The organism is Asticcacaulis sp. SL142 (assembly GCF_026625745.1).
Taxonomy (GTDB): domain Bacteria; phylum Pseudomonadota; class Alphaproteobacteria; order Caulobacterales; family Caulobacteraceae; genus Asticcacaulis.
In genome coordinates, this window is sequence record NZ_CP113061.1 from 1,238,924 (window position 1) to 1,264,097 (window position 25,174).

Consider the following 25,174-nt stretch of genomic DNA (forward strand, 5'->3'; position numbering starts at 1 on the left):
GGTGGGGGTCACGAGAATCCCTCAAAATGGTGCCCCCCAATGGCCCTTAAAGACACACATATTCGTGCCGCTAAACCTTTGGATAAACAGTACAAAATGTACGATGAAGGCGGCCTCGTACTTCTGGTTAGACCCTATGGTCAGAAGCTCTGGCGCCTCAAATATCGCTTTCGCGGCATTGAATACCAATTATCGCTAGGGACGTACCCTGCGACAGGACTGAAGGACGCCCGCAAACGACGCGATGAGGCTAAGGAACTGCTTGAAAGTGGCGTAAATCCTGGCGTTGAGAAAAAGCGTGAAGCGTTGAACGCCCGTCTGGTCGCGACAAATACCTTTGGAATCATCGCACGCGAGTTCTCAGAGAAGCTGCTGAAGGAAGGCATCGCTCCGGCCACCAAAGCCCGAAATGACCGGTGCATCATCCAGCTTGATGACGATCTGGGTCATAGGCCCGTTGCGGAAATCGAAGCTTACGAACTCTTGGCCGCCCTCAAGAAATATGAGCGTCGAGGCCTGCACGAGACTGCGCATCGCATTCGCTCCTTTGCCACACGCGTCTTTCGCTATGCCATCTATACCGGCCGCGCCAAGGTAAACCCTGCTGCTGACCTCGCCGGTGCGCTGGTGACCCATAAGAAAAAGCATCTGGCCGCAATTACGGACCCGTTGGAATTTGGCCAACTTTTACGGACGATCGAAACGCCCGACAAATACGCCCTGACAACCTTAGCGTTGCGGCTTACCCCTCACCTTTTTGTTCGGCCGGGTGAACTGAGACATATGGAGTGGTCCGAACTCGACTTCGAGCGCAACGTCTGGCGTATACCCGGTGCGAAGATGAAGATGAGGACTGAACACGTCGTACCCCTTTCCCGGCAAGCTCTGGAAATTCTCGACGAGGCTAAACTCCACGGAGGCCACAGCAAGTACGTGTTTCCGTCTATCCGATCCGGCCTCAGACCCATGAGCGAAAATACGGTCACCGCCGCGCTCAGACGGTTAGGCATATCAGGTGATGAGATGACGGCGCATGGGTTTCGAAGCACGGCCAGCACGCTCCTCAACGAGACTGGTTGCTGGAGCCCCGACGCCATAGAACGTTCACTTGCCCATAAGGGCGCGGACAAGGTTCGCGTGATCTATCATCGCGGCGTTCACTGGAAAGAACGCGTAGCAATGGCCCAGTGGTGGTCGGACTACATCGACAATCTCCGTGCCGGGAAAGACAAATATCCGCCCGTACCACGGTGGATACGCATTGAGTACGAAAGTGACGCCCCGACAAACGAGCGAGAGACTGACGACACCGATGCGCGTTCGCTTGAAGGGGTTTAGGTCTCAAGACGTACAATGGGATGCCAGGCCTACGACTGGCTTTGTAAATTGCCCCACAATAGCCTGTGGCGTCCTTGCATCCCAACGTCTCATAAATTCGTTGAAGTTGATAACCAAGTAGGTTAATATCGTGACCGATAAAAGCACACCATCCTACACACTATCTGTCGTTCAGGACCTCATAAGGGCCCACAAGGTCCGGATCACGTTCACGGCTCTGACCACAGCGACTGAATTGGGTTACGACGCTGACGGCGTGTTTGAGGTGATGCTTGAACTGACATCTCGTGATTTTGACAAAAGCACAACCAGCTTCAACAATCACTCGGAATGGCAGGATGTATATAAACCCGTTGCCGACGGCTTCGACCTCTACATCAAGTTTAAGGTCGTCGAGAACGTCGTCATTTTGTCATTCAAGGAGAGATCATGAAGTGTGATGTTTGCAATGCCGAGGGCGTGACAAAATCAACTCGCGACCTTCCCCACGTCTACAAAGGGCAACGAACGACCATCCAAAACGTCGAAGGCTTTGGGTGCGCTGAATGTGGTGAGTTCATCTTGGGCGCCGACGAGGCGCAGCGCGTATCTACAGAGATGTTGAAGTTCAATCAGCATGTGAACGAAGGCGACGGGCGCGGTGCTTACATCGCCGCCGTTCGTGAGAAACTTGGACTTGATCGCAAGGCCGCCGGCCAGGTCTTCGGTGGTGGCGTCAACGCGTTTTCGCGCTATGAACTTGGCAAGACGGAGCCAGCTCCAAGCTTGATGTTGCTGTTGCGCCTTTTGGATAATCACCCAAATCTGCTTCCGGAAATTCAGCAGATGGCGTCTAGCGCGCATCTCGCATCGAGACGACGGGATAGTCGTCGGACGGCTTAACCTATACTGGCGAGCGCTACTCGGTGGTCGATGGAGGGTTCGGTGGCGATACGGGACATGGGCATTTCAACTCGGATCAAAATGGACAAACCCATTTGCGGCGAAAGAGCTATTTGTGACGCCGTAAAAACGATTCGAAAAAAACGGCGATGGATCAATGATAAAGCTTCACAAAGGAGTTTTTCAGATGGCGCCAATTCCAGAGAAAATAACTTATCGTATCGACGAGGCCTCGAAACTAACCGGACTTAGCCGGTCCTTTATCTACGAGCGAATGTCTCGCGGGGAGTTGAAGTCTCTCAAAGTCGGTAAGACACGGCTTTTGCTCCGTAGCGATTTGATGGAATTTCTCTCGCCCAGTCCGCCACGACCTTAGTGCCTGCAGAAATGAACACTGGTCCAAACTGACGTTATGAGTCGGCAAACACTGGACTAACCGTCGATCCTTCGATCTGCCAGAGGTTGCGGGAGCGCACAACCACCGAGATTTACACTTAATTAAAACAGCCATTTAGCCGCTGTGGTCCCGCTGCTCACCGAGCCAAGCCACCTTGGTGCCGTGCCGAATCCACAGTGATCGAGGTGCAAGGACCTACTCAAACGGGACGGATCGGCCTCCCATGTGTCGCTGACGAGTTCATTGTACCTATTGGAGTGATGGCCTCGTGAAAGTGCCAATGAAGCTTCCACATCCGACCACTGTCCGATCCAGACTGCGTCGGAAGCCGTACAGCGCACGGCATAAATACCCGCGTTACTCTTCCGCTCTTTATAGGCCACGACCGCAGCCTTTCGTGCTTCGCTTTTCATCCCAGCTCCTAATTGGTCACCCCTTCAACCCATAATTCGGTAGTTAATTGCGCCCGTGTCTTTGATGCGTCTCCAGGTGATCGCCACCAGCCCAGACAGGGCGAAACGCCGTGTGCGATGCCTCGGCCTGCGGGCGACCAAAGTAGTACCCCTGAAACTCATCCACTCCGATTTCATAAAGTGCCTTGGCTTGTTCCACCGTTTCAACGCCCTCAGCGATGATTTCAAAGCCGAATTGGCGCGCGATCATAACGGTACTTTCAATGACAACGCGCCCCTTACCGGAGAGCTCATTCACGAAGCACCGATCTATTTTTACAGCCCCAACCTGGAAGCGGTGAAGCCGCGACAGCGATGAATATCCGGTTCCAAAATCGTCGATATGAACGTCGACACCAAGGTCCCGAAGATTTTTCACGCAGGACAGCACCATTTCCATATGCTCATCATCAAAGACTGACTCAGTGACTTCAAGTTGAAGCCGGCTTGGGCTGAGGCCCGTGGCATTCAAAATTTGAACAACCTTTAAATCGAAATGCCCCCGCACCATTTGTTTAATGGAAACATTGACGGCAATTTTCACATGCGACGCGTCAGAGCTCCAGCTTTTTGCATAACGGCAGGCTTCAGTAAGGGTCCATTCCCCTAAGGCATTAATTCTATCCGTATCTTCTGCAAGTCTGATGAATTCGTCGGGACTGATCTGACCCAGGAGGGGATGGTTCCAGCGGGCCAGTGCTTCCTGGGCTACGACACGCCCGGTTTTTGCACTCACAATTGGCTGATACACTAAACTCAGCTCGTTCGTGCCAATCGCCTTGGCGAGGGCTCGACTGAGATCATAGCGCCGGCGCTGCACCTCGGCGTAGGTTTCACTATAAGCCAGAACGCCGCCGCGTTCGGTACGTTTGACCTCCGCGACCGCCAGATCAGCCGCCTGGATGATATTTGTAAAAGACGGGTCATCATCCGGGTAAATTGCGTAACCTATACTAACCCCTAATTTAATTTCTTCGCCATTCAGCATAACAGGCATACCTGCCGCCTCGATAATCAATGACGGGAGGTGCTGAAGATGCTCGGTATCCCCCGACTTCAGAGGCACCGCAATCACAAACTCGTCGCCGCCCCAACGGGCCATCACACTATCTGAAAACAACTGCTCATGGATCCGCCTGGACACACATGCGAGCACATGGTCACCCACATCATGACCCAGAGCGTCATTGACCTGTTTGAACCGATCAAGATCAAGAAACAAGACAGCCAGGCGCAAACCGGGGTTTTCATCTAAGGTTTGATGTGCCCACTCCATCAAGCCTCGGCGATTTAGCAGGTTCGTGAGTGCATCCTTGTGCGCAATTTCCTTCAAAGCCACAGTGCGTTCGACCACCTTAGCTTCCAGCGAACTGTTTAAGGTACGTAGGCTATGAATGAGGTTCGAGTTTTCGTGCTGAAGTTCATAGCTCTGGCGGAGGATATGATGGTTATTCTTGTGGCCCACAAGCATAACGACCCAGAACACAATACCAAGCCCCGCGATAACAATATCGCCGGAATTTGCAACCGCCAGAGCCACCGAAGCTGGCAGCAAAAGTATGCTAATATATAGACGCCCTTCCCGCTTCAGGGCTGCCGTTACGCCTGTGGCACCACCCGCCAGGGAGGATATGATGATGATAAGTGTATATTTTGCGGACACGCTGGCCGTTCCGCTCACACCCAGTACAACGTCACATGCCAGGATCACCCACAATAACCCTGATGAACACAGCCCTACGCCATAGTATTTCTTCCACTGGGTAAGGTCGCTTTTCTTGGTTATCAACGCCCGTCGAAGCAGGGCGTTAAATCTCTGCAAACCTGCTAATCGAAGCAGGCTTAAGAAAATCATGCCGCCAAACCAGTATATGGCCGCCGCAAAGCCCGCGCTCATTAATACCCACGTCGCCCCAAGCGCAGCCGCCACATTCACAAACAGCATTGGCAACAAATTACCATAGGCGCTTTTTACCAGTTTAAAGTAAACCGCATCCCCTATATAGTATTCACGTACCATTATCACATTAAACCCATACCGCCTGAGCTTTTATTGTAACAAATCTGAATTAATTTATCGTTGTGGCCATGAAACAGGATCGACATCACCGGCAATGATAAGCCCCACACAACTGAAATCACGGATTAGGCGATTTCGTTCGGAATTGATTTATCACGTTTGCAAACCAAATCTGGCTCCCTGCCTTTACTTTGCCACCATCTCGTCCAGTCGGGCCCTTAATCGTTGAACCTCGACCGTAAGAGTTTCCAACGCGGCGGTTTGAGAATCCGGACTGTTGGCATCTGAGTCAATAGTTACTCTCTGCATGGCCTCCAGCATAACGCTGATAAACAAGTTGAGAACCGTGAACGTGGAGACCAGGATGAAGACCACCATGAACGGTATGGCGAGCGTCTGGGTCTGGGCCAGTTCACGTGTCATATCAGCCCAACCCTCCAGCGTCATGATCTGAAACAGGCTAAACAAAGACGCCTCAAGACTGCCAAACCATTGCGGTGCGCTGGTGGCGAAGAGCTTGGTGGCCATGACGGCAAAGACGTAATACAGAATAAGCAGTATAGCCCCGATTGAGCCTATGCCCGGCAGCGCGGCAGCGATGCCGGAGATGACGCGACGCAAACTGGGAAAGATAGAGATAAGTCGCAGGACGCGGACAACGCGCAAAGCACGCAGTACACTCAAGGCGCCTGACGCAGGTAGCAGAGCCAAGGCGATCACGACGGTGTCGAAAAGGTTCCAGGGATCGCGAATAAAACGTCCCCCCTGAGCGAACAAACGCAGCAGCAATTCCACTACGAATACACCCAGAAGCAGTTGGTCTAGCATTAACAACTGTGAGCCTATAAGCGCCATGACCATCGGGTAGGTTTCAAGGCCCAGGACTATGGCATTAATGACGATCAGACCTACAATAACCGTCGTGGCTGCGGGATGATCCAGTCCGTCCCTTAGCCGCGCCCGCCAGGTCTCAATCGCGACCATGGTCTGCCTCCGGTGCTGTCTTGGCAGTTTTGACCAGAGAGACAATAACGCCCATGGCAATGAGACCCAGGGTAACCGCCAAGGAAATATTCGCCGGGAATTTTTCCAGCCCCAGGGCGTCGGCAATGAATATCTTGGAGCCGATGAAGATCAGAACAAACGCCAGGGCAGGCTTTAAGTACTTGAAGCGATGGATAATCGCGGCCAAAGCAAAGTATAAAGCCCTCAGACCCAGGATCGCAAATATATTGCTGGTGAATACGATGAAGGGATCAAGGGTAATCGTGAAGATTGCCGGAACGCTGTCTACCGCAAAGATGAGATCGACAAACTCGATGAGTAACAGTGCCACCAGCAAGGGCGTGGCGTAAAGCCGCCACTTCCCGGTTTTGGGGTCGGGCTGACGCGTCAGAAACTTCTGGCCATCAAGCTGGTCGCTGATGGGGAATGCCCGGCGTATTAGCTTCAGCAAGGGATTGCTGGCGATATCGGGATGCTTGTCGCCCATAAGCAACATTTTGATGCCGGTAAAGATCAGGAATACGGCAAAAACATAGAGGACCCAGCTATACTGGGAAACCAAGGTAGCCCCCAAGGCGATCATTATGCCACGCAGAACGATCACACCTAATATGCCCCAGAAAAGCACCCTGTGCTGGTAGATCGGCGGGATCGCGAAATAGGTGAAAATCAGTGAGATCAGGAAGACATTGTCCATCGCCAGGGTCTTTTCGACGATGAAGCCAGTCAGATACTCCTTGCCCGCCTGATCCCCGAGCGACCACCACACCCAGCCGCCGAAAGCCAGGGCGATGGTTATGTAAAAGGCGGACATCCACAAGCTTTCGCGGATGCTGATCTCATGGGTTTTGCGGTGCAGGACGCCGAGGTCGAACGCCAGCAGGGTCACCACGATGACGATGAAGCTGGCCCACATCCACACGGGCTTGCCCATAAAGAGCTCGAAAAAGATTTCCATAGAAGACTTTCTGAAATTCGGCCCGTTCATGCTCTGTGGGGAACGGGTTGCGCAAATGTGCTTGGGTTATGTGGCAGGGAGGCGGCAGGGCGCTAAGCGCTCAATCCAGATCGGAAAGTGAACGACCCCGGCGGCGGGTAAAGGGCGTTGGCATGACGCTGTGCAGGGTCATTTCGACGATTTGTGTCATCTCACCTTTGTCGAGCCAGATGCCGCCACATTGCGGGCACTTGTCGAAACTAAGGGCTTCGTGGACCTCCAGCCTGAGAGGGATAAGGCAGTCGGGGCAACTGCGATCTGATCGGGTAGTCGGGTCCATGGGGCACTCTCGATATTTTGTTTCAGACTATGGGCGTGACTTCGGGTGTCGCTGCCATCCCGTCAGGATAGCGCCGCACACCGTTTGAAATCTGCCTGAGTTTGCTGACCGGATCGCTGTGAAGGCGCCGCCGTCTGTTTACGGAATGGCTACACTGCGGCAGCACAAACACAGCGCGTACAAGCCCACATCGCCACAGATTTTTGGCGACCCTTGCGGCTAGTGTGGTGGTGCGAGAGAGGCGCTCAACGTGTCGACCCAGACCAAGCGAGACTCGCTACAGCTTTAAAGGTGTGAGGACACTGTTTTTTGGAGAGGAACATACCCATGCGTGCCCATGACGACCTAGGCTTTACCAACCCTTACAGCGCTCTGCATCAGCGGCCCGCGCCGTTACGCTCGAGAGAGGATGACGGGGAGATTCCCGGGCAGACTTTCAAGTCCTCTCGACGTGAAGGTAAAAAGCGTACGCTACGTCAGAAACCCGACATGATGCGTTGATCTGTTTCGAACCCGCACCGCCCCCCCGTTGGGGGTTCGAAATATCCCTGTGGCTCGTTTTACCCCTCGGGCCCTGGGATGGTCGCAACGTTTTTGCGACCGCACCGCTGCCAGGGCTAAATGGCCCTGGCAGCTTTTTTCTTTAAAGCTAATTTTGTCAGGTTGAGCGAAAAATCGTATGGGTCGCGCTCCGGGCCTTAAAATGATAGTCATTTTGATAACTCCAACCGGTCAGGTCACATGTCACCCGCTCTCCTCCTCGAAGATCATGTCCGCGCGCTCCGCAGAGATCGACTGACGCTCTGGCAAGAGAGCCTTCTGAGTTTCGGTCTGGTTATCCTGGCGGCAAGTCTGGCCTTCGGGCTGGGACATCTGGGGTTTAAATCGCCAGAGTCTTTAGGTATTCTCTTTGTATTGCCGGTCTTGTGCGCGGCCGTATATTTCGATCCCAGATTAGCTTTGGGCGCGGTCGCCCTGAGTGTCATGGCTTATAACCTTGTCCTGAGCACCGCTTATGGGTCGCAGAGCGTCACCAACCCGCAAGTGCTTGCCAAGGTCGTCGTCCTTCTGACCGTAAGCCTTGTTGTCAGCGCGCTTGCCACACGCCTGCGACGCATGACGCGCGAAGGCCAGGCGCGGGAAAACTTTCTAACGGACCTCTATCAGCTCAACCAGGATCTGATCGGCAAAACCTCTGTCGGCGACGTCTGCGCCGCCGCAGAGCACAGGATTTCGACCATCATAAAGGTGCCGTGCCGCGTTCACCTGAAATCGATGTCCGACCTTGATCCCGTTTTCGACGAGGTCATGACCCATTGCCAGGCGGCAGGGCAAGGTCAGGCAATATTTGCCACCGACCCACGCCTTATTCTCCCCCTCGGAGAGGCCGGGGATGTGGTGGGTGTTCTGGTGTTTGAGCCACGAGAGGGGCTTGTCCCGGTCGCGGACGCCTTCCCGCCCCGCTTCCTCTCGACTTTGGCAGGTCAGGTCGCCCTCGCCATCAGTCGCGCCGCCCTGACCGAGGCGCGTGCCGAACAGGTTCGTCAGGCTGACCGCGAACGATTCATGCGTGCTATGTTGTCCTCTCTATCGCACGACTTCAAAACCCCCCTGGTCGGGATTATTGGCGCCTTCGAAGCCCTGCAGGGGCGCGGGGACGACACCGCCGCTGAGATTGTCGGAGACGGTCTTGCGGAGGCGCAGAGACTGAACCGTTTTGTCATCAACCTTATCGAAATGAGCCGTCTTGAGACCGGCGTTCGGCCTAAATCCGAACCCGTACATATTCGCGACGCACTTTCGGGTGTGCTGAGGTCTTTGCGCCCCCTGATAGGTCAACAAAGCTTTAGAATAGAGATTGATACGGGCTTTCCGCTGCTAAACGTAAACCCGTCGCTGTTCGATCTGGTACTGCTGAATCTAATTGAAAATGCGCTGAAATATGGGCCCGCGAACGGCACCATTACGGTCGGGGCGCGACAGGTGGAACGCGGGGTAATTATCGATATAGATGATGATGGCGAAGGCATAGCTCCGACGCAACGCGATCTGGTTTTCACGAAATTCTATCGTGCCGTCGAAGGCGACCATAAGATCGCTGGCACAGGACTGGGGCTATACATCTGCCGTGAGATTATGGACATCTACGGTGGCGCAGTCCAGGCTATCGATCCGCCGGACGGCACGGGGGCTTGCATGCGCCTTACCCTCCCCATAGACGCCACGCTGGCCTTGATATTGCCTGAAGAGGAAACCGAATGAGTGGTTTGCAGCCCAAAATTTTGGTCATCGAAGACGACCCTCAGATCCGCAAGTTCCTGACCATTACCCTGACCTCACATGACTATGCCGTCATTCCGGCTGAGACGGGCCGCGAGGGGGTGCGTCTGGCCACATCGGTTAAGCCTGATGCGGTGCTGCTGGATCTAGGCCTGCCGGACATGGACGGCACCGAGGTCATCTCTATGCTGAGAAGCTGGTCGAAAATACCCATTCTTATCGTATCCGCCCGCGACCTTGAGGACGAAAAGATCAGGGCCTTCGACATGGGAGCCAATGACTTCGTGACCAAGCCTTTTGGCACGGGCGAGTTGCTGGCGCGATTGCGTGCCGCCCTGCGGGATTCAGTCCTGGTCGTCGCCGAGGATACCGTGGTGCGGGTCGGTGACCTGTGCATAGATCTGACGGCGCATAAGGTTACGGTGCGTGACATCACTATCAAGCTTTCACCCAAGGAATTCGCCCTATTGAAGATCCTCGCTCTGCACTCGGGTAAGCTTTTGACACACAAATATCTCATGCAGAAGGTATGGGGAGATGCCTATATCGAGGACAATCAGTATCTGCGGATCTACATTGCCCAACTCCGCCAGAAGTTAGAGCTTGATCCGGCCCGTGATCAGTTCATCGTCAACGAACCCGGCATTGGCTATCGCCTGGAAGCCTCCGGGGGCGTTAGTGCGTTGAGTTGAGGCGCTATTTTAGTTGGAGCGCATCTGGTCAAGGCTGTCAATTATGTGCCGTGCCAACATAGTGCCGGCCGGACCTAGCCCGTCGGCAGTCAACATGGCGATTTCGGCATCGGCAAGATCAGGCAAGCCCAGCCAGTGGTCAGCCACCCTGACGCCCTTGGGTATCATATTGGCGGGCAGGACGCTGACGCCTAACCCCGACCTCACCGCCGCCAGGGTGCCCGTCAGACTAGGGCTGGTATAGCCTATGCGCCAGTTCCGACCCTGACGCGCCAACGCGGCCAGGGCGCGGGCCCGGTAGATGCACGGCGGCGGGGAAAGCGCCAGGGTAAGTGCCGTATCGTTGACCGAGCCAGACGCTCCCCTTGAGAGCTCTCCGGTCACCCAGACCAGCGGTTCGCGCCACACCCGAACACCGCCGTCCACCGTCTGAGGGTCGCGTTTAACCAGTACAATATCGTGCTGGCCCTGCTCGAACGCCTTGACGAGGTTCAGGGTCAGGTCGCAACTGACATTGAGCAGCACCCGCGGATGCAGGGCGCGAAACGCGGCAAGAACATCGGGGAGGTAGTGGGTGGCAAAATCCTCCGGCGTACCCAGACGAATCTCGCCCTCAACCTCCGGCTCATGCATCCGTGAAAAGGCTTCGCGCTGGAGGTCCAGAATAGATCGCGCATAACCCAGAAATATTTCTCCCTCATGCGTCAGCTTCACATAGCGCTGCGTCCGCTGAAACAGGGCATGGCCGACACTGTCCTCAAGGCGGCGTATCTGCATACTTAGGGCGGATTGGCTTCGACCCACCTTATCGGCGGCGCGGGTGAAATTTAAGGTTTCAGCCAGGGCCATGAAGGCCTTCAAAGTCTGACTATCGGTATTGAATGACATCGGTTATCTATGAATCGAATAATTGCGATAAGAATATTCCATTTTACGAATAACAGCAACTCCTCTACCCCGACGTCCAGTGGAGGTGAAGATGAGTTTTTCTTTGGTTCAGGGCATGGTTTCCGCCCCGGTTCTGTTTTTCGGTCTTGGCATCTTTGCGGGTCTTGTTCGCTCCAACCTGAGCGTGCCGCGTAGCATCAGTCAGTTCCTGTCGATCTTCCTGATGATGGCGATCGGCCTTAAGGGGGGTATGGCTCTAAGAGCGGAAGGCGTGCCAACGCTCGAATTTGCCGCTACCCTCGTTATTGGCATACTGTTCGGGCTGATTCAGCCCGTGATCGGCTATGCGCTTTTAAAGTTTACCACTTCGCTCGACAGGGCGACGGCTGCCGCAACGGCGGCGCACTATGGTTCTGTTAGCATCGTCACCTTCGCGACCGCCGTCAGCTATCTGGAACTCAATCAGGTGGCCTTCGCGGGCTATATTGTTGCCGTGGTGGCTATGATGGAGGCCCCGGCGATTGTGTCTGGGCTGATGCTGGCACGCGGTAAGGGGGCGCAAAAGCGGTTCGGTCACCTTCTGGCAGAGACCGCCACTAACGGCGCGGTCTTGCTACTCATTGGTTCACTGCTCATTGGTGCGGCCCTCGGATCAAGCAGGTTAACCGGCGTAAGTGCCCTGTTCATTGACCCGTTCCAGGGCGTTCTTTGCCTGTTCCTGCTCGACATGGGGCTGACCGTTAGCCGAAACCTCGTGCACGTCCGGCAGTTCTCGTTAGGCTTGTTGGCTTTCGGGCTATATATGCCCCTGATCGGTGCCGTTTTGGGTTTAATCGCCAGCCGAATAATTGGTCTGGACGATGGAACGGCCTTCTTGTTTACGGTCCTGTGCGCCTCGGCGTCTTACATCGCCGTTCCGGCCGCGATGCGCGTCGCCTTGCCCCAGGCACAGCAAGCGATCTACGTACCCATGAGCCTTGCCATAACCTTTCCGTTCAATATCCTGATAGGTATTCCTACATACTTTTACCTAACCCATCTATGACACCTTAATATGGAGCCCCTAAGGCTTGCCTCGGAAATTGTGATGGAGGCATACCGCCACGGAAAGCGTGCCATCTTACGCCGCTCCAGTTGTCCGGCTAACGGCTTGCCAACCAGCTACGCACCGCGGTGCCGGACCTACAACGCTACCTGAGTTTGGCGTTATGCCGCCTGATCGGGATCTGGCTCATAAGCACAGTGTTAAAAAAGTTAATGGCCGTTCCAGATGAGCGGAGCTTTGTTGCGCAGGCGATAACTCCCGGACGAAGTGCGACAGATTTCCCACAGGTTGGTGTCTAAAACCTATGTGATTTCCCTCGGGGCTCAATCGCTTAATCAGTCTCGATCGCCCGATAACACTAGCTTAAGTTCACCGGAAGTGACTGCCCCTGGGCAAAAAAGCTGATTAATTATAATATTATTGAACAACGGCTTGATTTTCACCGACTCCAGTATATCGTATAATTTATATAGCCCGAATTTAAAGCAGGGCTCACGACAAGGGAAACACATGAGACATTTTATCCGCAGCAGCCTGCTCGCTGGCGTTGCCTTTCTGGGACAATGCGCCCTGCCTTCAGCCTCATATGCCCAAGCGGCGCCAGCTATTGCTGCCGCGGACAAGGAGGCTCGTAACGGCGTCCTTAAACCCCAGACTGTCCTTGATAGGATGAGGTTCCTCGATAATCAGGACTGGGATTGGTACACGGCTAATGTGCCGATGTTAGAAACACCGGATAAAGAGATCGACGCCACCTACTATTATCGCTTCGACATGATGACGAAGCACTTCGTCTACGGGTCGCCGGAACACGGCTATTCGGTCACAGAGTTCATCGACCGCCCATGGTGGTCGGGCACCTACGGCGCAATTGTAGCCCCGGTGGGGTTGCAGTTCTCAGACATGCGCTGGTTGAAGGATCAGCGCGTCACCCGTGATTATGCCCGCTACTGGTTTCATACACCGGGCGCTCAACCACGAAATTATAGCAACTGGTTTGGTGCAAGCATGTGGGGTCTCTATGAGACCTGGGGTGACAAGTCGTTCGTCTTGAGCTTGCTTCCTGACATGGTGGAGCAATATAGCGGTTGGGAGCGGGACCGTTACAATGCCGATTTCAAGATGTTCTATCAAACTGGACATCAAGATGGCATGGAAACCAATATTAACTCGCGACAAGTCAAAGACTGGTTTTCAGGGGCACCTGGTTTCCGCCCCACACTGAACAGCTATCTGTATGCGGACGCTGTGGCGATCTCAAATACGGCCGCTTTGGCGGGTGATGCTGACACGGCCAAGCTCTATTCGGCCAAAGCCGCCGATCTGCGGGCTCAAGTCCAAAATCGTTTGTGGGATCCCAAGCGTCAGCATTTCTTCCATATGTTCTCTCAAGACGAGCAGGACGGAATAAAGGCTGGAACGCTTACTTACGAGACGGGTAAGTATGCGGGTAACACGCACGGTCGTGAACTCCTCGGCTTTGTGCCTTGGCAATTCAATCTGCCCGACCCGAAGGCGAAGGTCGACTATGCGGCGGCATGGAAGACGATTATGGACCCGAACGGGTTTTTCGCGCCGTATGGACCGACCACGGTCGAGCGGAACGACCCCCAGTTCAAGATAACGCCTCGTTGCTGCGTCTGGAGCGGCGATTCATGGCCTTACGCCACAGCGCAAACTCTTGAAGCGATGGCCAACCTGCTTAACAACTATGAGCAGGTCTATGTCACTAAGGCCGACTATGTGAAGCTTTTAAAGGTCTATACCCTCACACAGCGCCACGAGGGTAAGCCTTACATCGCGGAAGCGGCTAATCCGGACACCGGTGCCTGGCAAATTGTGGATGGCCATAGCGAGCATTATTTCCACTCGTCCTACATCGACCTTGTCATTACCGGACTGGCGGGCTTGCGCCCGCGTGCCGACGACGTGCTGGAGGTCAATCCGCTGTTTCCGGCAGAGTGGGCCTATTTTGCATTGGATGACATTTCCTATCACGGTCATAACGTCTCGATCCTGTGGGACCAGGACGGCACGCGCTACAACAAGGGCAAGGGCCTGACCCTCATCGTCGATGGCAAGATCGCCGGCAACGCCCCTACCCTGCAGAAGCTTGAGGTCGCCATACCGGCGCCTGTACCTGCGCTGCCGACTGACGCTGCGATTAATTTCGCCGTTAATAATGAAGGCAGCTATTTCCCCAATTTTACCGCATCCTTCAGTGATCCCAAGACGGCGTTGCAGCGGCTCAATGACGGGGTCGCCTGGTATCTCAACGCCCCGCCCAACCGTTGGACCACGGAGGGTTCACCGAATAAGTCTGACACCTTGGTGATGAACTTTGGGGCGGTTCGACCTGTCTCATCGCTCAAACTTTATTTCCTGGATGATGGCGACACGTTGCGCCCACCTAAAGACTATGAGGTTGAGTACTGGAAAGACGGCGCGTGGCTTAAAGTGCCCGCAAGCACCAAATATCCTAAACAACCCGAAGGTCGTCGACCGAATATTGTCACCTTTGCGGATCCCGTTTCGGCTGAAAAATTCCGCTTCACCTTTATTCATAGCCCGGGCAGCTTCACCGGATTGTCGGAAGTTGAGGCGTGGGGTCATGCCACTCTCCCCTTGTCTGTACCTACGGCTGAAATCGATGATCTGGCTTACAATCCAGGACATCAGGAATACCCCAAGGCAAGTGCGTCCTATACGTCCAACTTTGACAAGATCGAAGAGGTCAATGACGGCAAGGTTTTCTTCTCATCCAACTCCAGAAACCGCTGGACAGCCTTTGAATCCCCCAATGAGACGGATTGGATTCAGATCGATTTTGGCGCGAAAAAGACGGTTGGACGTGTCGATCTTTATTTGTTTGGCGATGGCGCAGGTATTCGCTCCCCCCTTGGTTATTCATTGATCTTTTGGAATGGCACGGACTGGAAGCCGATGGAGATCGTGTCAATGACACCAAATCAGCCGACACAGGGGACAGTTAATAGCGTTCAAGTGAAACCGGTGAAAGCCAGCAAGGTCGGCGTCATCTTCAAACATGATTCACCGGGTCGTACCGGTCTTACCGAGCTTATGGTATTTGAGAAATAAGGTCATAGGCTCGCTTAGTCATCGTATTTAATCTCCTTTTTTAAAGAAGACGAATTATGTCGCCCTTAAACTATGCCGTACTGACGGCCAGCCTGGCCTTGTGCGCAGGCAATGCTATCGCCCAGCAAGCTCCGCTCAATGCGCCGGCATCCATTGCCATACATCGAGACTATAACACCCTGATTTCCGACGGCAGCCGGTATTCTGCTGACCCGGCGCCACTGGTGGTTGGTGACACGTTCTACATACTGTCCGGACGTGACGAGGCACCAGTGGACGCTGGCGGCTTTAAAATGCTGAACTGGCAAATCTTCGAAGCCAGTAATCCCGCTTCAAGGGAGTGGAAGCTTTATCCCGATATATTGCGCCCTGAGAAAGTCTTTGCATGGGCACAGGAGGACGGGGCGTGGGCCTCCCAAATCATTCAAGGTAGGGATAAGCGCTTTTATCTTTATTCGCCAGTCAGGGCCAAAAGCTGCGATACAGATGACTGTTTTGGCATCGGGGTTGCCGTTGCCGACAGCCCGTTAGGGCCCTATACCGACCTTCACCCGGAAGGCCCCATTCTCTCTCAGTCTACGCCGGTCAGAAACACAATTCATAATATAGATCCGACCGTTTTGATTGATGACGATGGCCGCGTCTATATCTATTGGGGCACGTTCGGACAGCTTAAAGGCATTGAACTGGAGGCGGACATGAAGACGCCAAAGGGTACGCCGATTGATGTAACCACACTGACTGGTTTCTTTGAGGCGCCATGGATTCTTAAGCGAAACGGCGTCTATTATATGGCCTATGCCGCCAATAATGCCAGCCCGACCTCATCGTGCACCGAAGCCGTTTATCATGCCTGCCAGGCATATGGCACGGCCACCTCCCCGCTCGGCCCCTGGACCTATCGCGGCGTATTTCTTGACCCGGTAACCTCAGCCACATCCCATGCTGGCATAGTCCCCTATAAGGACAAATGGTATATCACCTACCACAACGGCGATGCCAAAGACGGCAGCCATTTCCGTCGCAGTGTTGCGGTGGACGAGCTATTCTGGGACGACACGGTCTCTCCGCCCGCTATTAAAAAAGTCGTTCAGACCCGCCCGCCAGTTGATTCAACGCCGACAAACAATGTTGCCCTCACCGCGCGTATAACGGCCTTTAATACCCCTCTGCCGGTTCAGTATCGTTTGCGAGCCCTTACGGACGGCAGAGTCCCGCCCGCGCCCTTGCCGCCCGACATGTGGGGGAACTGGACCGGACGAAACGATGCCCCCAAAGGCTGGATACAATACCAATGGGATAAGGCGGTCACCATTGATGGAACTAGCCTCTACTTCTGGGGCGACCAACCCACCGGGGCGGGTGCCGGAGTCGCTATACCTAAAGCCTGGCATGTTGAGTACTGGGATGAAAAAGAATGGCAAGCCGTGAGCCCAACGCAACCTTACAGGACCAAATCCGGTGATTATTCAAAGGTCGCCTTTAAACCGGTAACCACACGCTGCCTTCGTGCGGTGCTTGATGCCTCAACCGACGGCAAAACCTACGCCGCCTTCGGCGTACTGGAATGGCAGGTTTCATCCAAGTTTAAAATCATACCGCCGCAGTCAAAACCGCCAATTGACGGGGCTCCTGACTGTGCAAAGTAATAATCCCGCAGGCGCAGCCCCCCCCGCTGCGTCTGCCATTCTCAACTTGAAGCCCATGGCCATCGTGAAGAAGACTGTATCTAGCCGTTAAGCACCGGCCTTTACCTCACTAACCCGCCGTTGAGGCGCGATGTCGTGGAACTCTGGGTCAATGGACTTTAACGCCCATCCGCTCTGGTTTACCGCACCGATAAACTCAGACAATTGCCAGTTCAGCGTTTTGCATGATAGGTTCTCAAGAAAGTCAGCCCGCTTAATCTTCATTGTGTGCCAGAAATGGTCGGGCGGTTAGAATATTATGAACAGGGAACATCCTATGACGACACGCAGGCTCGTATCGATTGGTGTATTGGTTTGGGTCGCAATTTTAGGCACAACTGCCGATGCCACACCCGCAACGGGTTTGGACGTTAACGGTCACCTGCTTTCGGTTACATCAAAGTCTCAAGGCTTCTCGTACTCGCGCACTGATAGCGGCGTTCAAATCCGTGTCGGGATCCAAACTAAGAATATCATTTTTTACGGACCCGGGCTTGTTCGGGTAAATACGACGCTGGGTGAAAACTTTTGGAAGCACCCCAGCCTGGTCGTTATAGATAAACCCGCCGCGCTAACATTCAATATTTCCGAGACGCCGGATACTCTAACGCTTGTGAGCGCGTCACTGCATGTGCTCATCGATAAGGCGACCGGTGCGGTTACCTTTTCTGATCTCAACGGCAAGGTATATACTCAGGAAAAACGCGACGCCCCGCAGACCCTGAAAAATGTCGAGATTGCCGGCGCGCTAACCTACGAAGCCGAAAACACATTCACGCTGAAACCTGATGAAGCCATCTACGGCTTCGGCTTTGTCGGCGAGGGTGAGATCAATCGCCGTAACAAAGAACTGCTTCTGGTTCAGACGAATATCGGCATCATCATTCCCGTGATGGTCTCTTCCGAACGCTATGGCATCTTATGGGACACCTATTCCAAGATGCGCTTCAGGGACTCAGCCGAGGGTGCCAGCCTGTGGGCCGAAAGCGCACCCGGGGGCGTCGATTACTACTTCATGGCCGGTGAGACCATGGACGATGTCGTGAAGGGCTACCGTGAGTTGACGGGTGACGCCCCTATGTACCCAAAGCAAGCGTTCGGTCTTTTCATGAGCAAGGAGCGGTACCGGACTCAGGATCGGCTCCTGGAGGTGGCCCAGACCTTCCGCAACGAACAGTTCCCGCTCGATTATATCGTACAGGACTGGCAGTATTGGGGCAGCGATACTGATGGCACCTGGAGCGGCATGATCTGGAATAAGGAACGCTTTCCTGACCCGAAGGGCATGACTAAGACCATCCACGACCTGAACCTGAAATTGATGGTTTCGATCTGGCCGTCGGTCGGCAATGACACGGATCTGGGTCGTGAGCTTGATGAGCACGATCTGCGCTTTGAGCCCTTGCACTGGATATCAAAAAAAGCGCGCATCTATGACGCGTTTAGCCCGCAAGGACGCGAAATCTATTTCAAGCACATCAAAAAGGGCCTTCTGGATGTCGGCGTCGATGCACTTTGGATGGATGGCACTGAGGTTGAAGTCGGCACGGCCGTGCACGATGCCGGCGAAACTGAACGCGACATCAAGGGGCTGGGGACCAATGCGCTTGGTGACTTCACCCGTTATCTGAACCCCTACTCTCTTGTAACGACGCAAGGCACCTACGACGGGCAGCGCGCAACCTCTAATCAGCGCGTTTTCACGCTGACACGATCCGCTTGGGCGGGTGCGCAACGAACGGCCGCAGCATCTTGGTCAGGCGATACAAGAGCGAGTTGGAAAACCCTCAGAGACCAGATTAACGGCGGCGTAAACGTCACTATTACAGGCAATCCGTACTGGACTCAGGACACCGGCGGATTCTTTGTGTGGGACTTCTTAGGGGGCGAGAAAAACCCAGCCTACCGCGAACTCTATGCGCGCTGGGCCCAATACGCGACCTTTAATCCGATCATGCGTATCCATGGCACCAGTATCGAGCGGGAACCTTATATTTTCAAGGATACAGATCCTGAGATGTATAAGGCCCTGCGCGACTCTGTTTATCTGCGTTACCGGCTCCTGCCCTATATCTACAGCCTGAGCTGGCAAGTCACGCACAACGACTATACGCTGATGCGGGCGCTGCCGATGGATTTCCCGGGTGACCGCGCAACACACAATATCAGTGATGCCTTCATGTTCGGGCCATCCTTCCTGGTTCATCCGGTCACCCGGCCCATGTACCGGTTTGAGCCCCCACCTGCTTCGACCATACCGGCTACAGCTCTGCGCACGCCCGAGGGACAGCCGGGGCTGTCGGGACAGTATTTTGAAGGCATCAATTTCGACATTCCAAAGGGCAAGACGACGGACTCAACCCTCGACCTGCAGTGGCCGGGGCCACCTTTGGCCGATATGCCAGCAGGCCTCACCAGCCTCGACAACTTTTCCGCACGTTGGACAGGCTCGATTGTCGCGCCGGAAGACGGTGAATACGAGCTCGGCGTCGAAGGTGACGACGGCTTCCGGCTGTTCGTCAATGACAATCTATTTGTTGAAGACTGGAAAAACGGCGCCAAACGCTACAAGAGCGCGCGGATCACCCTAAAAAAAGGGCAGACGATCCCCATCCGGCTGGAATATTATCAGGCCACCTATGCCCGCGAATTGCGCCTTACGTGGCGCACACCGTCGCAACAGGTTGAACTTGCTCGCACAACCAAGGCCATCGATAACCGAGTCGAAACCTATCTGCCGAAAGGGATGGACTGGTATGACTTCTGGACTCATAAGCGCTTCACTGGCGGGCAGTCAGTTGCGAAGACCGTCCCTCTCCACATCACGCCGCTCTATGTCCGCTCAGGGGCAATCGTACCCATGGGGCCGGTCGTACAATATGCGACGGAGCGGCCAGACGCGGAATATGAGATCCGGATATATCCCGGAGCGGACGGCAAGTTCACCATATACGAAGACGACAACGAAACCTACGACTACGAAAAGGGGCAATATGCGACTTACGACCTCATTTGGAACGATGCGTCCAAAACCCTGACGATCGGTGGGCGAAAAGGCGGCTACGAGGGCCTTATCAAAAGCCGAAAGCTGAATTTCGTTCTGTTAGGCGCAAGTAAAGCCACGGGCATTGATACCGGCACAGCCACAAAGACCGTCACCTACACAGGCAATACAATTTCGATTAAGTTCTAAGACCGATCGGCAGGGAAACCTTCTAGTGGAATGCGTCATTCACAAGACGCTCAAGCCTTAACATGGCGACATATAACCTAATCTTGAATACCGAATTCCATTAGCTTTAACCAGCAACCTAACAATGGGCGCAAAGCCAGTCAATTCTATCAGTCGTCCTCACAAAATCGACCACGAGCGAAAACCACCAGACGTTAGCGATTTACAGCAGATTATAGCGAAAGGATGCTGGACAATGCGCTTGTTGATCCGCGAAGTACTACTCTAAACACAAGCTTCGGAGTTGGCCCTTTGACGGTACCTCGCCCAATCCGGACATCGCACTATCTGCGTATAGCCTCATCTTGAGCGGACATTGGCCGTCCACACGTAGCCACTCCAAAAGCGACATTATTTACTGGGAAGTTCGCGCGGTTTTTCGACAAGGATTAAAGTCAAGGCTCGCCAGCTAGAATACGAACCAGTTCGGCGATTTTACGGCGCTGGGCTGGCTCTTTAATTTTTGGAAACGCAACCGCCATTGCCGCCTCTTCTCCCGTGAGTGTAAATGTAAGTGGGTTATTGTCCAATTCCGGCCGAGGGTCATTCTTTTCAACCCACACATCATAACCGTCAAAAAATATCCGATTTGCACCCCTAAAAAACGGGACATATCAAATAATACCGACGCGCTTACGCGATTTGAACCGCTCTCGTATTTCTGCACTTGCTGAAATGTGAGGCCCACAGCTTTTGCCAGTTCAGTCTGGCTGATACCGCTAGTCTTTCGGCACGCCTTAATACGCGACCCCACGTAAATATCGACCGGATGAGAAGATTTTCTCGCCATTTCAAAACCTCACTGTAATGCTTTTACTGAAGATACGTGGCATCAGGCCGCCCGGACGTTCGCCAGGAACTGGTTGACTTCGGAGTTTAGGTGCTCGGCCATGCTGCCAAGCTCTTTCGCGGCACTCAAAGACTGCTCTGCGGCGGCCCCCGTCTCGGCTGAGCCGGAAAGCACGCCCGCCATACGTTGCGAGACTTGCTCCGAAGCCGTGGCGACATCCGTTGTAGAGCGGCCAATCTCCTGAACCGTTGCCATCTGCTCTTCGACGGCAGTAGAGATTGAGGCTGCGACGCCGGCGATCTCACCGATTGCGCGTGTGATTTCAGAAATGGCCTCGACCGTCTCACCTGTGGCTTTCTGAACGTCACTAATCTGATCGACAAACTTTTTATCATTTCGACGCCGACGATCGGGGCCAAAATAGCCTGAGACTTTTAAGAAGGGGCGCGGCGAATTCACGATCGCCGATATCTTGCGGTACAACTCGTTGGCTGTAACCGGCTTGGCGCAAAATTCCGTAACACCTGCATCTCTGGCACTGGTAACGCGCGATTTTTCAGAATGGGCGGTCAACATGATGATTGGCACGAAGCGATTAGCGCTATCAGTTGAGGTGCGGACAAGCCTCACAAAATCCACGCCATCAAGAACATGCATTTGATAGTCCACAATGACGATATCTATGGAATCATTGCGTAAAAAAGCAAAGGCATCTGTAGCGTCTTTTGCCTCAAATATCTTTACGACGCCAAAGCTGCGCAAAATAGTTTTCACAATGGTGATCATGTGGCCGTTGTCATCCACTACCAAAAATCGGACCCTTTCCAATCCAGCCATGTGCCTCACCTCTCGTGTAATTTCTGTACAAAGTTTTATGTAATTGAGCGCACTAAGCGCTTATCGCCAGGATTCGACCTTACCCAGACGCTGCTCGCCTTTAAGGCCAGATGGCAATTGCGCGGCAGGTCGGCCATAGAGATAGCCTTGCCCGTAATCAATGCCCAGATCGATAGCAAACTGTTCATCGCCGCCGGTCTCTATCATCTCTCCGATCAGGGACGTCCCAAGATCCCGGCACAGGACAACTATAGACTGGACAATCGCGCGTTGACGTCTGTCTTTAGCGGCGCGTTTAAGAAAGGGGCAATCCACTTTGACATAATCGACATCAAAATTACAGAGATAGTTATACGCCGTTGCCCCCGCCCCAAAGTCATCAAGACATACTCGAATGCCATTTGTGCGTAGCTTTTGAATGAATTTCGCCACGGGCTCGAAGTTTTCGACCATAGCCGATTCCGTTAGCTCGATCATTAGCAGGTGGGCATAGGCCTTTTCCGCTTTGATCACATCGAACAGGCGGTCGCGGAAAGCTTCGTTCTCCACGGAGCGACCTGACAGATTGACCGCCACAGTCTCAGCCGGATGATGACGCAACTCACTGAGAACCTTTGAGGCGATTGCCATATCGAGGTCATTAATCAAGCCAACCTGCTCGGAAAATGCTATAGTTCCAAACGGATCAGAACCATCGTTTAACCTCACCAAGGCCTCGTGATGATGGACGGATCGGCTGCGGATATCGACTACGGGCTGAAAATTCAGTGAAAACTGATTGAGAGATATCGCCAGTTTAATTTTCGAGAACTTGGATACGGTTTGCTCGACGACGGCGTCAAGACACGCCGAGAGCGACGCCAGCCCACAGGTCTGACTTTTTCCGAAGGCAGTAATGGCGTAAGCTAGGGCCTTGGCGGCTTCGGCTGAGCTAATATTGGTCAAATCCAATTTCACGGTATCGCCCGTTGCCTTTATCGTTGGATTCGCCACACCCGCCGCTCGCAATAGATCACCAACGTGAGAGCATACAGATGAAAGCTCAGGAGCGGGCTTGACGCCGAGGCTATGATACCAAACCTGTCACCATTCAACTGGGCGGCAATGCCGCCTTCAGTGGATTGCGCACGAATATAGGCACCAATTTCTGCCATGACCAGTTTTGACTTGGCGCTGGGCAAGCGCTCCAAGTTAGATGGCAAGCCTTCCAGCCTGATCATCCTGAGTTCATTGAGCATCTGCGAGCCGGAACCGGAGTCAAATGGTCTCGCCATACCCGCCACTATTTGCTGAAACGCACCACGATCCAAGAGACCCGTCGCGCGTTCTCGCCTTGGAATATACTTGACGATATGCGGGGGAAGGACGGTAAAGGTCATATGGACGCCATCCGACCCCGGTCGCGACATCATACCCATATTGACAAATGCCGCATCCCCACTTCGCGGCGTCAAACTGACAATACAGGGACCAATTCTGCCCGCGGCTTTCGCATTCTTTATCAAATGGACGATGTAAATAGCTTCCGCGCCTTCAAAAAGGCTCAGGACATCCCGCCCGGTCAGATCCTCAGCACAGCCACCAAGCAGTGTGTTGGTTGCTCCGACCACCTGCGTAATTCGGTTCTGGTCATCGCTGGAAATGAGCACATCGGCCGCCGCAAGAGCAAATGTAAGATAGCTGTCCCGCTGTTGTTTTAGGTCCTGACCTTGCATGTTTCACTCCCCATAGTTACGCGACCAAGGCTTCGACATTACCCATTACGTGATTTGATGCCTGAGTGACCTCACCGAACGTCGTCGTAAGATGGTTGAGTTTTTCGTCGATCTCCTGAACGGCCATCACCGCGGCCTGCATGTTACCGGAAATCTCCGCACTGACCGCATTTTGCTGCTCAATAGCACTGGCTATACTGGACACATTTTCGAGAACCGAGGTCATATTCGATGAGATAGACCTTAGGGCTTCAACCACCTCGGTCGTCATGGTCTGCATATTGGTGATTTCTTTTGAGATGGTTTCGGTGGACCTGGCTGCCTGATTGGCAAGAGACTTGACTTCCGAAGCCACGACCGCAAATCCTCTGCCGGCCTCGCCGGCACGCGCCGATTCAATCGTTGCATTGAGGGCAAGTAGATTGATCTGGCTTGCGATGTCTTGAATCATTTCGACCACGCTGGTCATTGACGTCGCCGAATCATTCAAGGCTCTTGCCGAACTCCCTGCGCCCTCAGCGTGCTTGAAAATACCTTCCACGCTGGTTCTCGCATGCCCCATGCTGCTAGCGATCTCCCGGACGCTTGCACTCAACTCCTCTGACGCCGCCGCAACGGCATGAACGACCGAGCCCGTTTCGGTTGACGCACTTGAGGCGGTTGACGCCATCTCTGTTGCGGACACCATTCGCGTGGTTACATCTTGTAACTGTTCATTTATATGACGGCCAAGCTCGTCATTTCGAAGACGCATGACAGTCTCAGTGATGTCTGTGGCGAACTTAACCACTTTTATTACCACGCCTGTGTCGTCAAAAACAGGATTGTAAGACGCCTGAATATAGACTTCGCGGCCACCTTTTCCGATACGCTTGTATTCTGCCGCCTGGAATTCACCGTTTCGCAAGGCCTCCCAAAAGGCGTTGTATTCCTTGGACTGGCTATAGTGAGATTCACAGAACATCCGGTGGTGCTGGCCCACGACCTCATCAAGGGAATAACCCATAGTTTTTAGAAAATTATCATTGGCGGTGAGTATTTCGCCCCCGGGTGCAAATTCGATAACCGCTTGGGCACGTTCAATGGCGTTGACTTTACCGGCATGGTCCAAGCTTTTGGCCTTCGCTTCGGTAATATCTGATGCCAGCTCGACTATTCTTACGACCTTGCCCGTGCGGTCACGGACAGGATTATAGCTTGCTTGGAGCCATAAAATTTTGCCCCCGGCCCCGACCCTCTTGAATTCACCCGTCGTAAACTGACCAGCTGCAAGCCCACGCCATAACTGGCTGTAGTTTTCAGATTGAACATACTCGGGAAGACAAAACAAACGATGATGTTGCCCTATGACATCCTTTTCAGCGTAACCTACCGCTGCGAGGAAATTCTTATTCGCCCGGATTATCTTGCCGTCAGGATCGAATTCAATGATGGCTTGGGAGACGTTTATGGCCTCGACCAAAAACCGATCCGCACTAGAAAAACATCTGTTAACATGGACTTCCCTCCCAATGAGCGCGTAGCCATTCGGCCATAC

Annotated in this window: 20 protein-coding genes; 10 read left to right on the forward strand and 10 right to left on the reverse strand. The window is 53.7% G+C overall.

The window, feature by feature from the left end:
- Positions 1–39: 39 nt before the first annotated feature.
- From OVA03_RS05700 to OVA03_RS05715, 4 genes are all read left to right on the forward strand, one after another.
- On the forward strand, positions 40–1,338 hold the full coding sequence (locus OVA03_RS05700; RefSeq protein ID WP_267527187.1) for a tyrosine-type recombinase/integrase: 1,299 nt from the start codon (positions 40–42) through the stop codon (positions 1,336–1,338).
- Positions 1,339–1,468: 130 nt separating this feature from the next.
- Positions 1,469–1,771 carry a type II toxin-antitoxin system MqsR family toxin gene (locus OVA03_RS05705; protein ID WP_267527188.1) on the forward strand — a complete coding sequence of 101 codons (303 nt, stop codon included), beginning with the start codon at positions 1,469–1,471 and terminating at the stop codon, positions 1,769–1,771.
- Positions 1,768–2,220 carry a type II TA system antitoxin MqsA family protein gene (locus OVA03_RS05710; RefSeq protein ID WP_267527189.1) on the forward strand — a complete coding sequence of 151 codons (453 nt, stop codon included), beginning with the start codon at positions 1,768–1,770 and terminating at the stop codon, positions 2,218–2,220. The genes OVA03_RS05705 and OVA03_RS05710 overlap by 4 nt, the downstream gene beginning before the upstream one ends.
- Positions 2,221–2,407: 187 nt before the next feature.
- Positions 2,408–2,596 (forward strand): excisionase family DNA-binding protein, encoded by a 189-nt coding sequence (locus OVA03_RS05715; protein WP_267527190.1) that lies wholly within the window; start codon positions 2,408–2,410, stop codon positions 2,594–2,596.
- A 477-nt stretch (positions 2,597–3,073) separates the two neighbouring features.
- On the opposite strand, the gene OVA03_RS05720 is transcribed toward OVA03_RS05715, so the two are convergent.
- From OVA03_RS05720 to OVA03_RS05735, 4 genes are all read right to left on the reverse strand, one after another.
- A complete protein-coding gene (locus OVA03_RS05720; protein ID WP_267527191.1) occupies positions 3,074–5,089 on the reverse strand; it encodes a putative bifunctional diguanylate cyclase/phosphodiesterase in 2,016 nt (671 codons plus the stop codon).
- 186 nt (positions 5,090–5,275) lie between these two features.
- Entirely contained in the window at positions 5,276–6,073 is a 798-nt protein-coding gene (locus tag OVA03_RS05725) for an ion transporter (RefSeq protein WP_267527192.1), read from the reverse strand.
- Positions 6,060–7,052, reverse strand: a complete 993-nt coding sequence (locus OVA03_RS05730) for a TerC family protein (RefSeq protein ID WP_267527193.1) — start codon at positions 7,050–7,052, stop codon at positions 6,060–6,062. The genes OVA03_RS05725 and OVA03_RS05730 overlap by 14 nt, the downstream gene beginning before the upstream one ends.
- 100 nt (positions 7,053–7,152) lie before the next feature.
- Entirely contained in the window at positions 7,153–7,371 is a 219-nt protein-coding gene (locus OVA03_RS05735; protein WP_267527194.1) for a zf-TFIIB domain-containing protein, read from the reverse strand.
- Positions 7,372–8,112: 741 nt separating this feature from the next.
- Here OVA03_RS05735 and OVA03_RS05740 point away from each other — a divergent pair.
- Complete coding sequence (locus OVA03_RS05740; protein WP_267527195.1) at positions 8,113–9,633, forward strand: sensor histidine kinase; 1,521 nt, start codon at positions 8,113–8,115, stop codon at positions 9,631–9,633.
- Positions 9,630–10,343: a response regulator gene (locus OVA03_RS05745; RefSeq protein WP_267527196.1), complete on the forward strand. Its 714-nt coding sequence runs from the start codon at positions 9,630–9,632 to the stop codon at positions 10,341–10,343. The genes OVA03_RS05740 and OVA03_RS05745 overlap by 4 nt, the downstream gene beginning before the upstream one ends.
- A gap of 9 nt (positions 10,344–10,352) precedes the next feature.
- Here the strand turns inward: OVA03_RS05745 and OVA03_RS05750 are convergent, their stop codons facing one another.
- A complete protein-coding gene (locus tag OVA03_RS05750; protein WP_267527197.1) occupies positions 10,353–11,231 on the reverse strand; it encodes a LysR family transcriptional regulator in 879 nt (292 codons plus the stop codon).
- Between the two features lie 91 nt (positions 11,232–11,322).
- Here OVA03_RS05750 and OVA03_RS05755 point away from each other — a divergent pair, with 91 nt between their 5' ends.
- From OVA03_RS05755 to OVA03_RS05770, 4 genes are all read left to right on the forward strand, one after another.
- The gene (locus OVA03_RS05755) at positions 11,323–12,276 is read left to right on the forward strand and encodes a sodium-dependent bicarbonate transport family permease (protein WP_267527198.1); all 954 of its coding nucleotides are present in this window, start codon (positions 11,323–11,325) and stop codon (positions 12,274–12,276) included.
- Positions 12,277–12,786: 510 nt separating this feature from the next.
- Positions 12,787–15,375 carry an MGH1-like glycoside hydrolase domain-containing protein gene (locus OVA03_RS05760; RefSeq protein ID WP_267527199.1) on the forward strand — a complete coding sequence of 863 codons (2,589 nt, stop codon included), beginning with the start codon at positions 12,787–12,789 and terminating at the stop codon, positions 15,373–15,375.
- 56 nt (positions 15,376–15,431) lie between these two features.
- Positions 15,432–17,024 (forward strand): family 43 glycosylhydrolase, encoded by a 1,593-nt coding sequence (locus OVA03_RS05765; RefSeq protein ID WP_267527200.1) that lies wholly within the window; start codon positions 15,432–15,434, stop codon positions 17,022–17,024.
- Between the two features lie 316 nt (positions 17,025–17,340).
- Positions 17,341–20,256, forward strand: a complete 2,916-nt coding sequence (locus tag OVA03_RS05770) for a TIM-barrel domain-containing protein (RefSeq protein WP_267527201.1) — start codon at positions 17,341–17,343, stop codon at positions 20,254–20,256.
- 448 nt (positions 20,257–20,704) lie between these two features.
- Here OVA03_RS05770 and OVA03_RS17030 read toward each other — a convergent pair whose 3' ends face one another.
- From OVA03_RS17030 to OVA03_RS05790, 5 genes are read right to left on the reverse strand one after another with little or no spacing between them, the layout of a single operon-like run.
- Positions 20,705–21,085, reverse strand: a complete 381-nt coding sequence (locus OVA03_RS17030) for a helix-turn-helix domain-containing protein (RefSeq protein ID WP_420710482.1) — start codon at positions 21,083–21,085, stop codon at positions 20,705–20,707.
- A 42-nt stretch (positions 21,086–21,127) separates the two neighbouring features.
- Entirely contained in the window at positions 21,128–21,922 is a 795-nt protein-coding gene (locus tag OVA03_RS16955; RefSeq protein ID WP_324291032.1) for a response regulator, read from the reverse strand.
- Between the two features lie 60 nt (positions 21,923–21,982).
- Entirely contained in the window at positions 21,983–22,879 is an 897-nt protein-coding gene (locus OVA03_RS05780; protein ID WP_267527202.1) for an EAL domain-containing protein, read from the reverse strand.
- A 17-nt stretch (positions 22,880–22,896) separates the two neighbouring features.
- Complete coding sequence (locus OVA03_RS05785) at positions 22,897–23,637, reverse strand: hypothetical protein (protein WP_267527203.1); 741 nt, start codon at positions 23,635–23,637, stop codon at positions 22,897–22,899.
- A 16-nt stretch (positions 23,638–23,653) separates the two neighbouring features.
- A complete protein-coding gene (locus tag OVA03_RS05790) occupies positions 23,654–25,099 on the reverse strand; it encodes a methyl-accepting chemotaxis protein (protein WP_267527204.1) in 1,446 nt (481 codons plus the stop codon).
- Positions 25,100–25,174 lie beyond the last annotated feature (75 nt).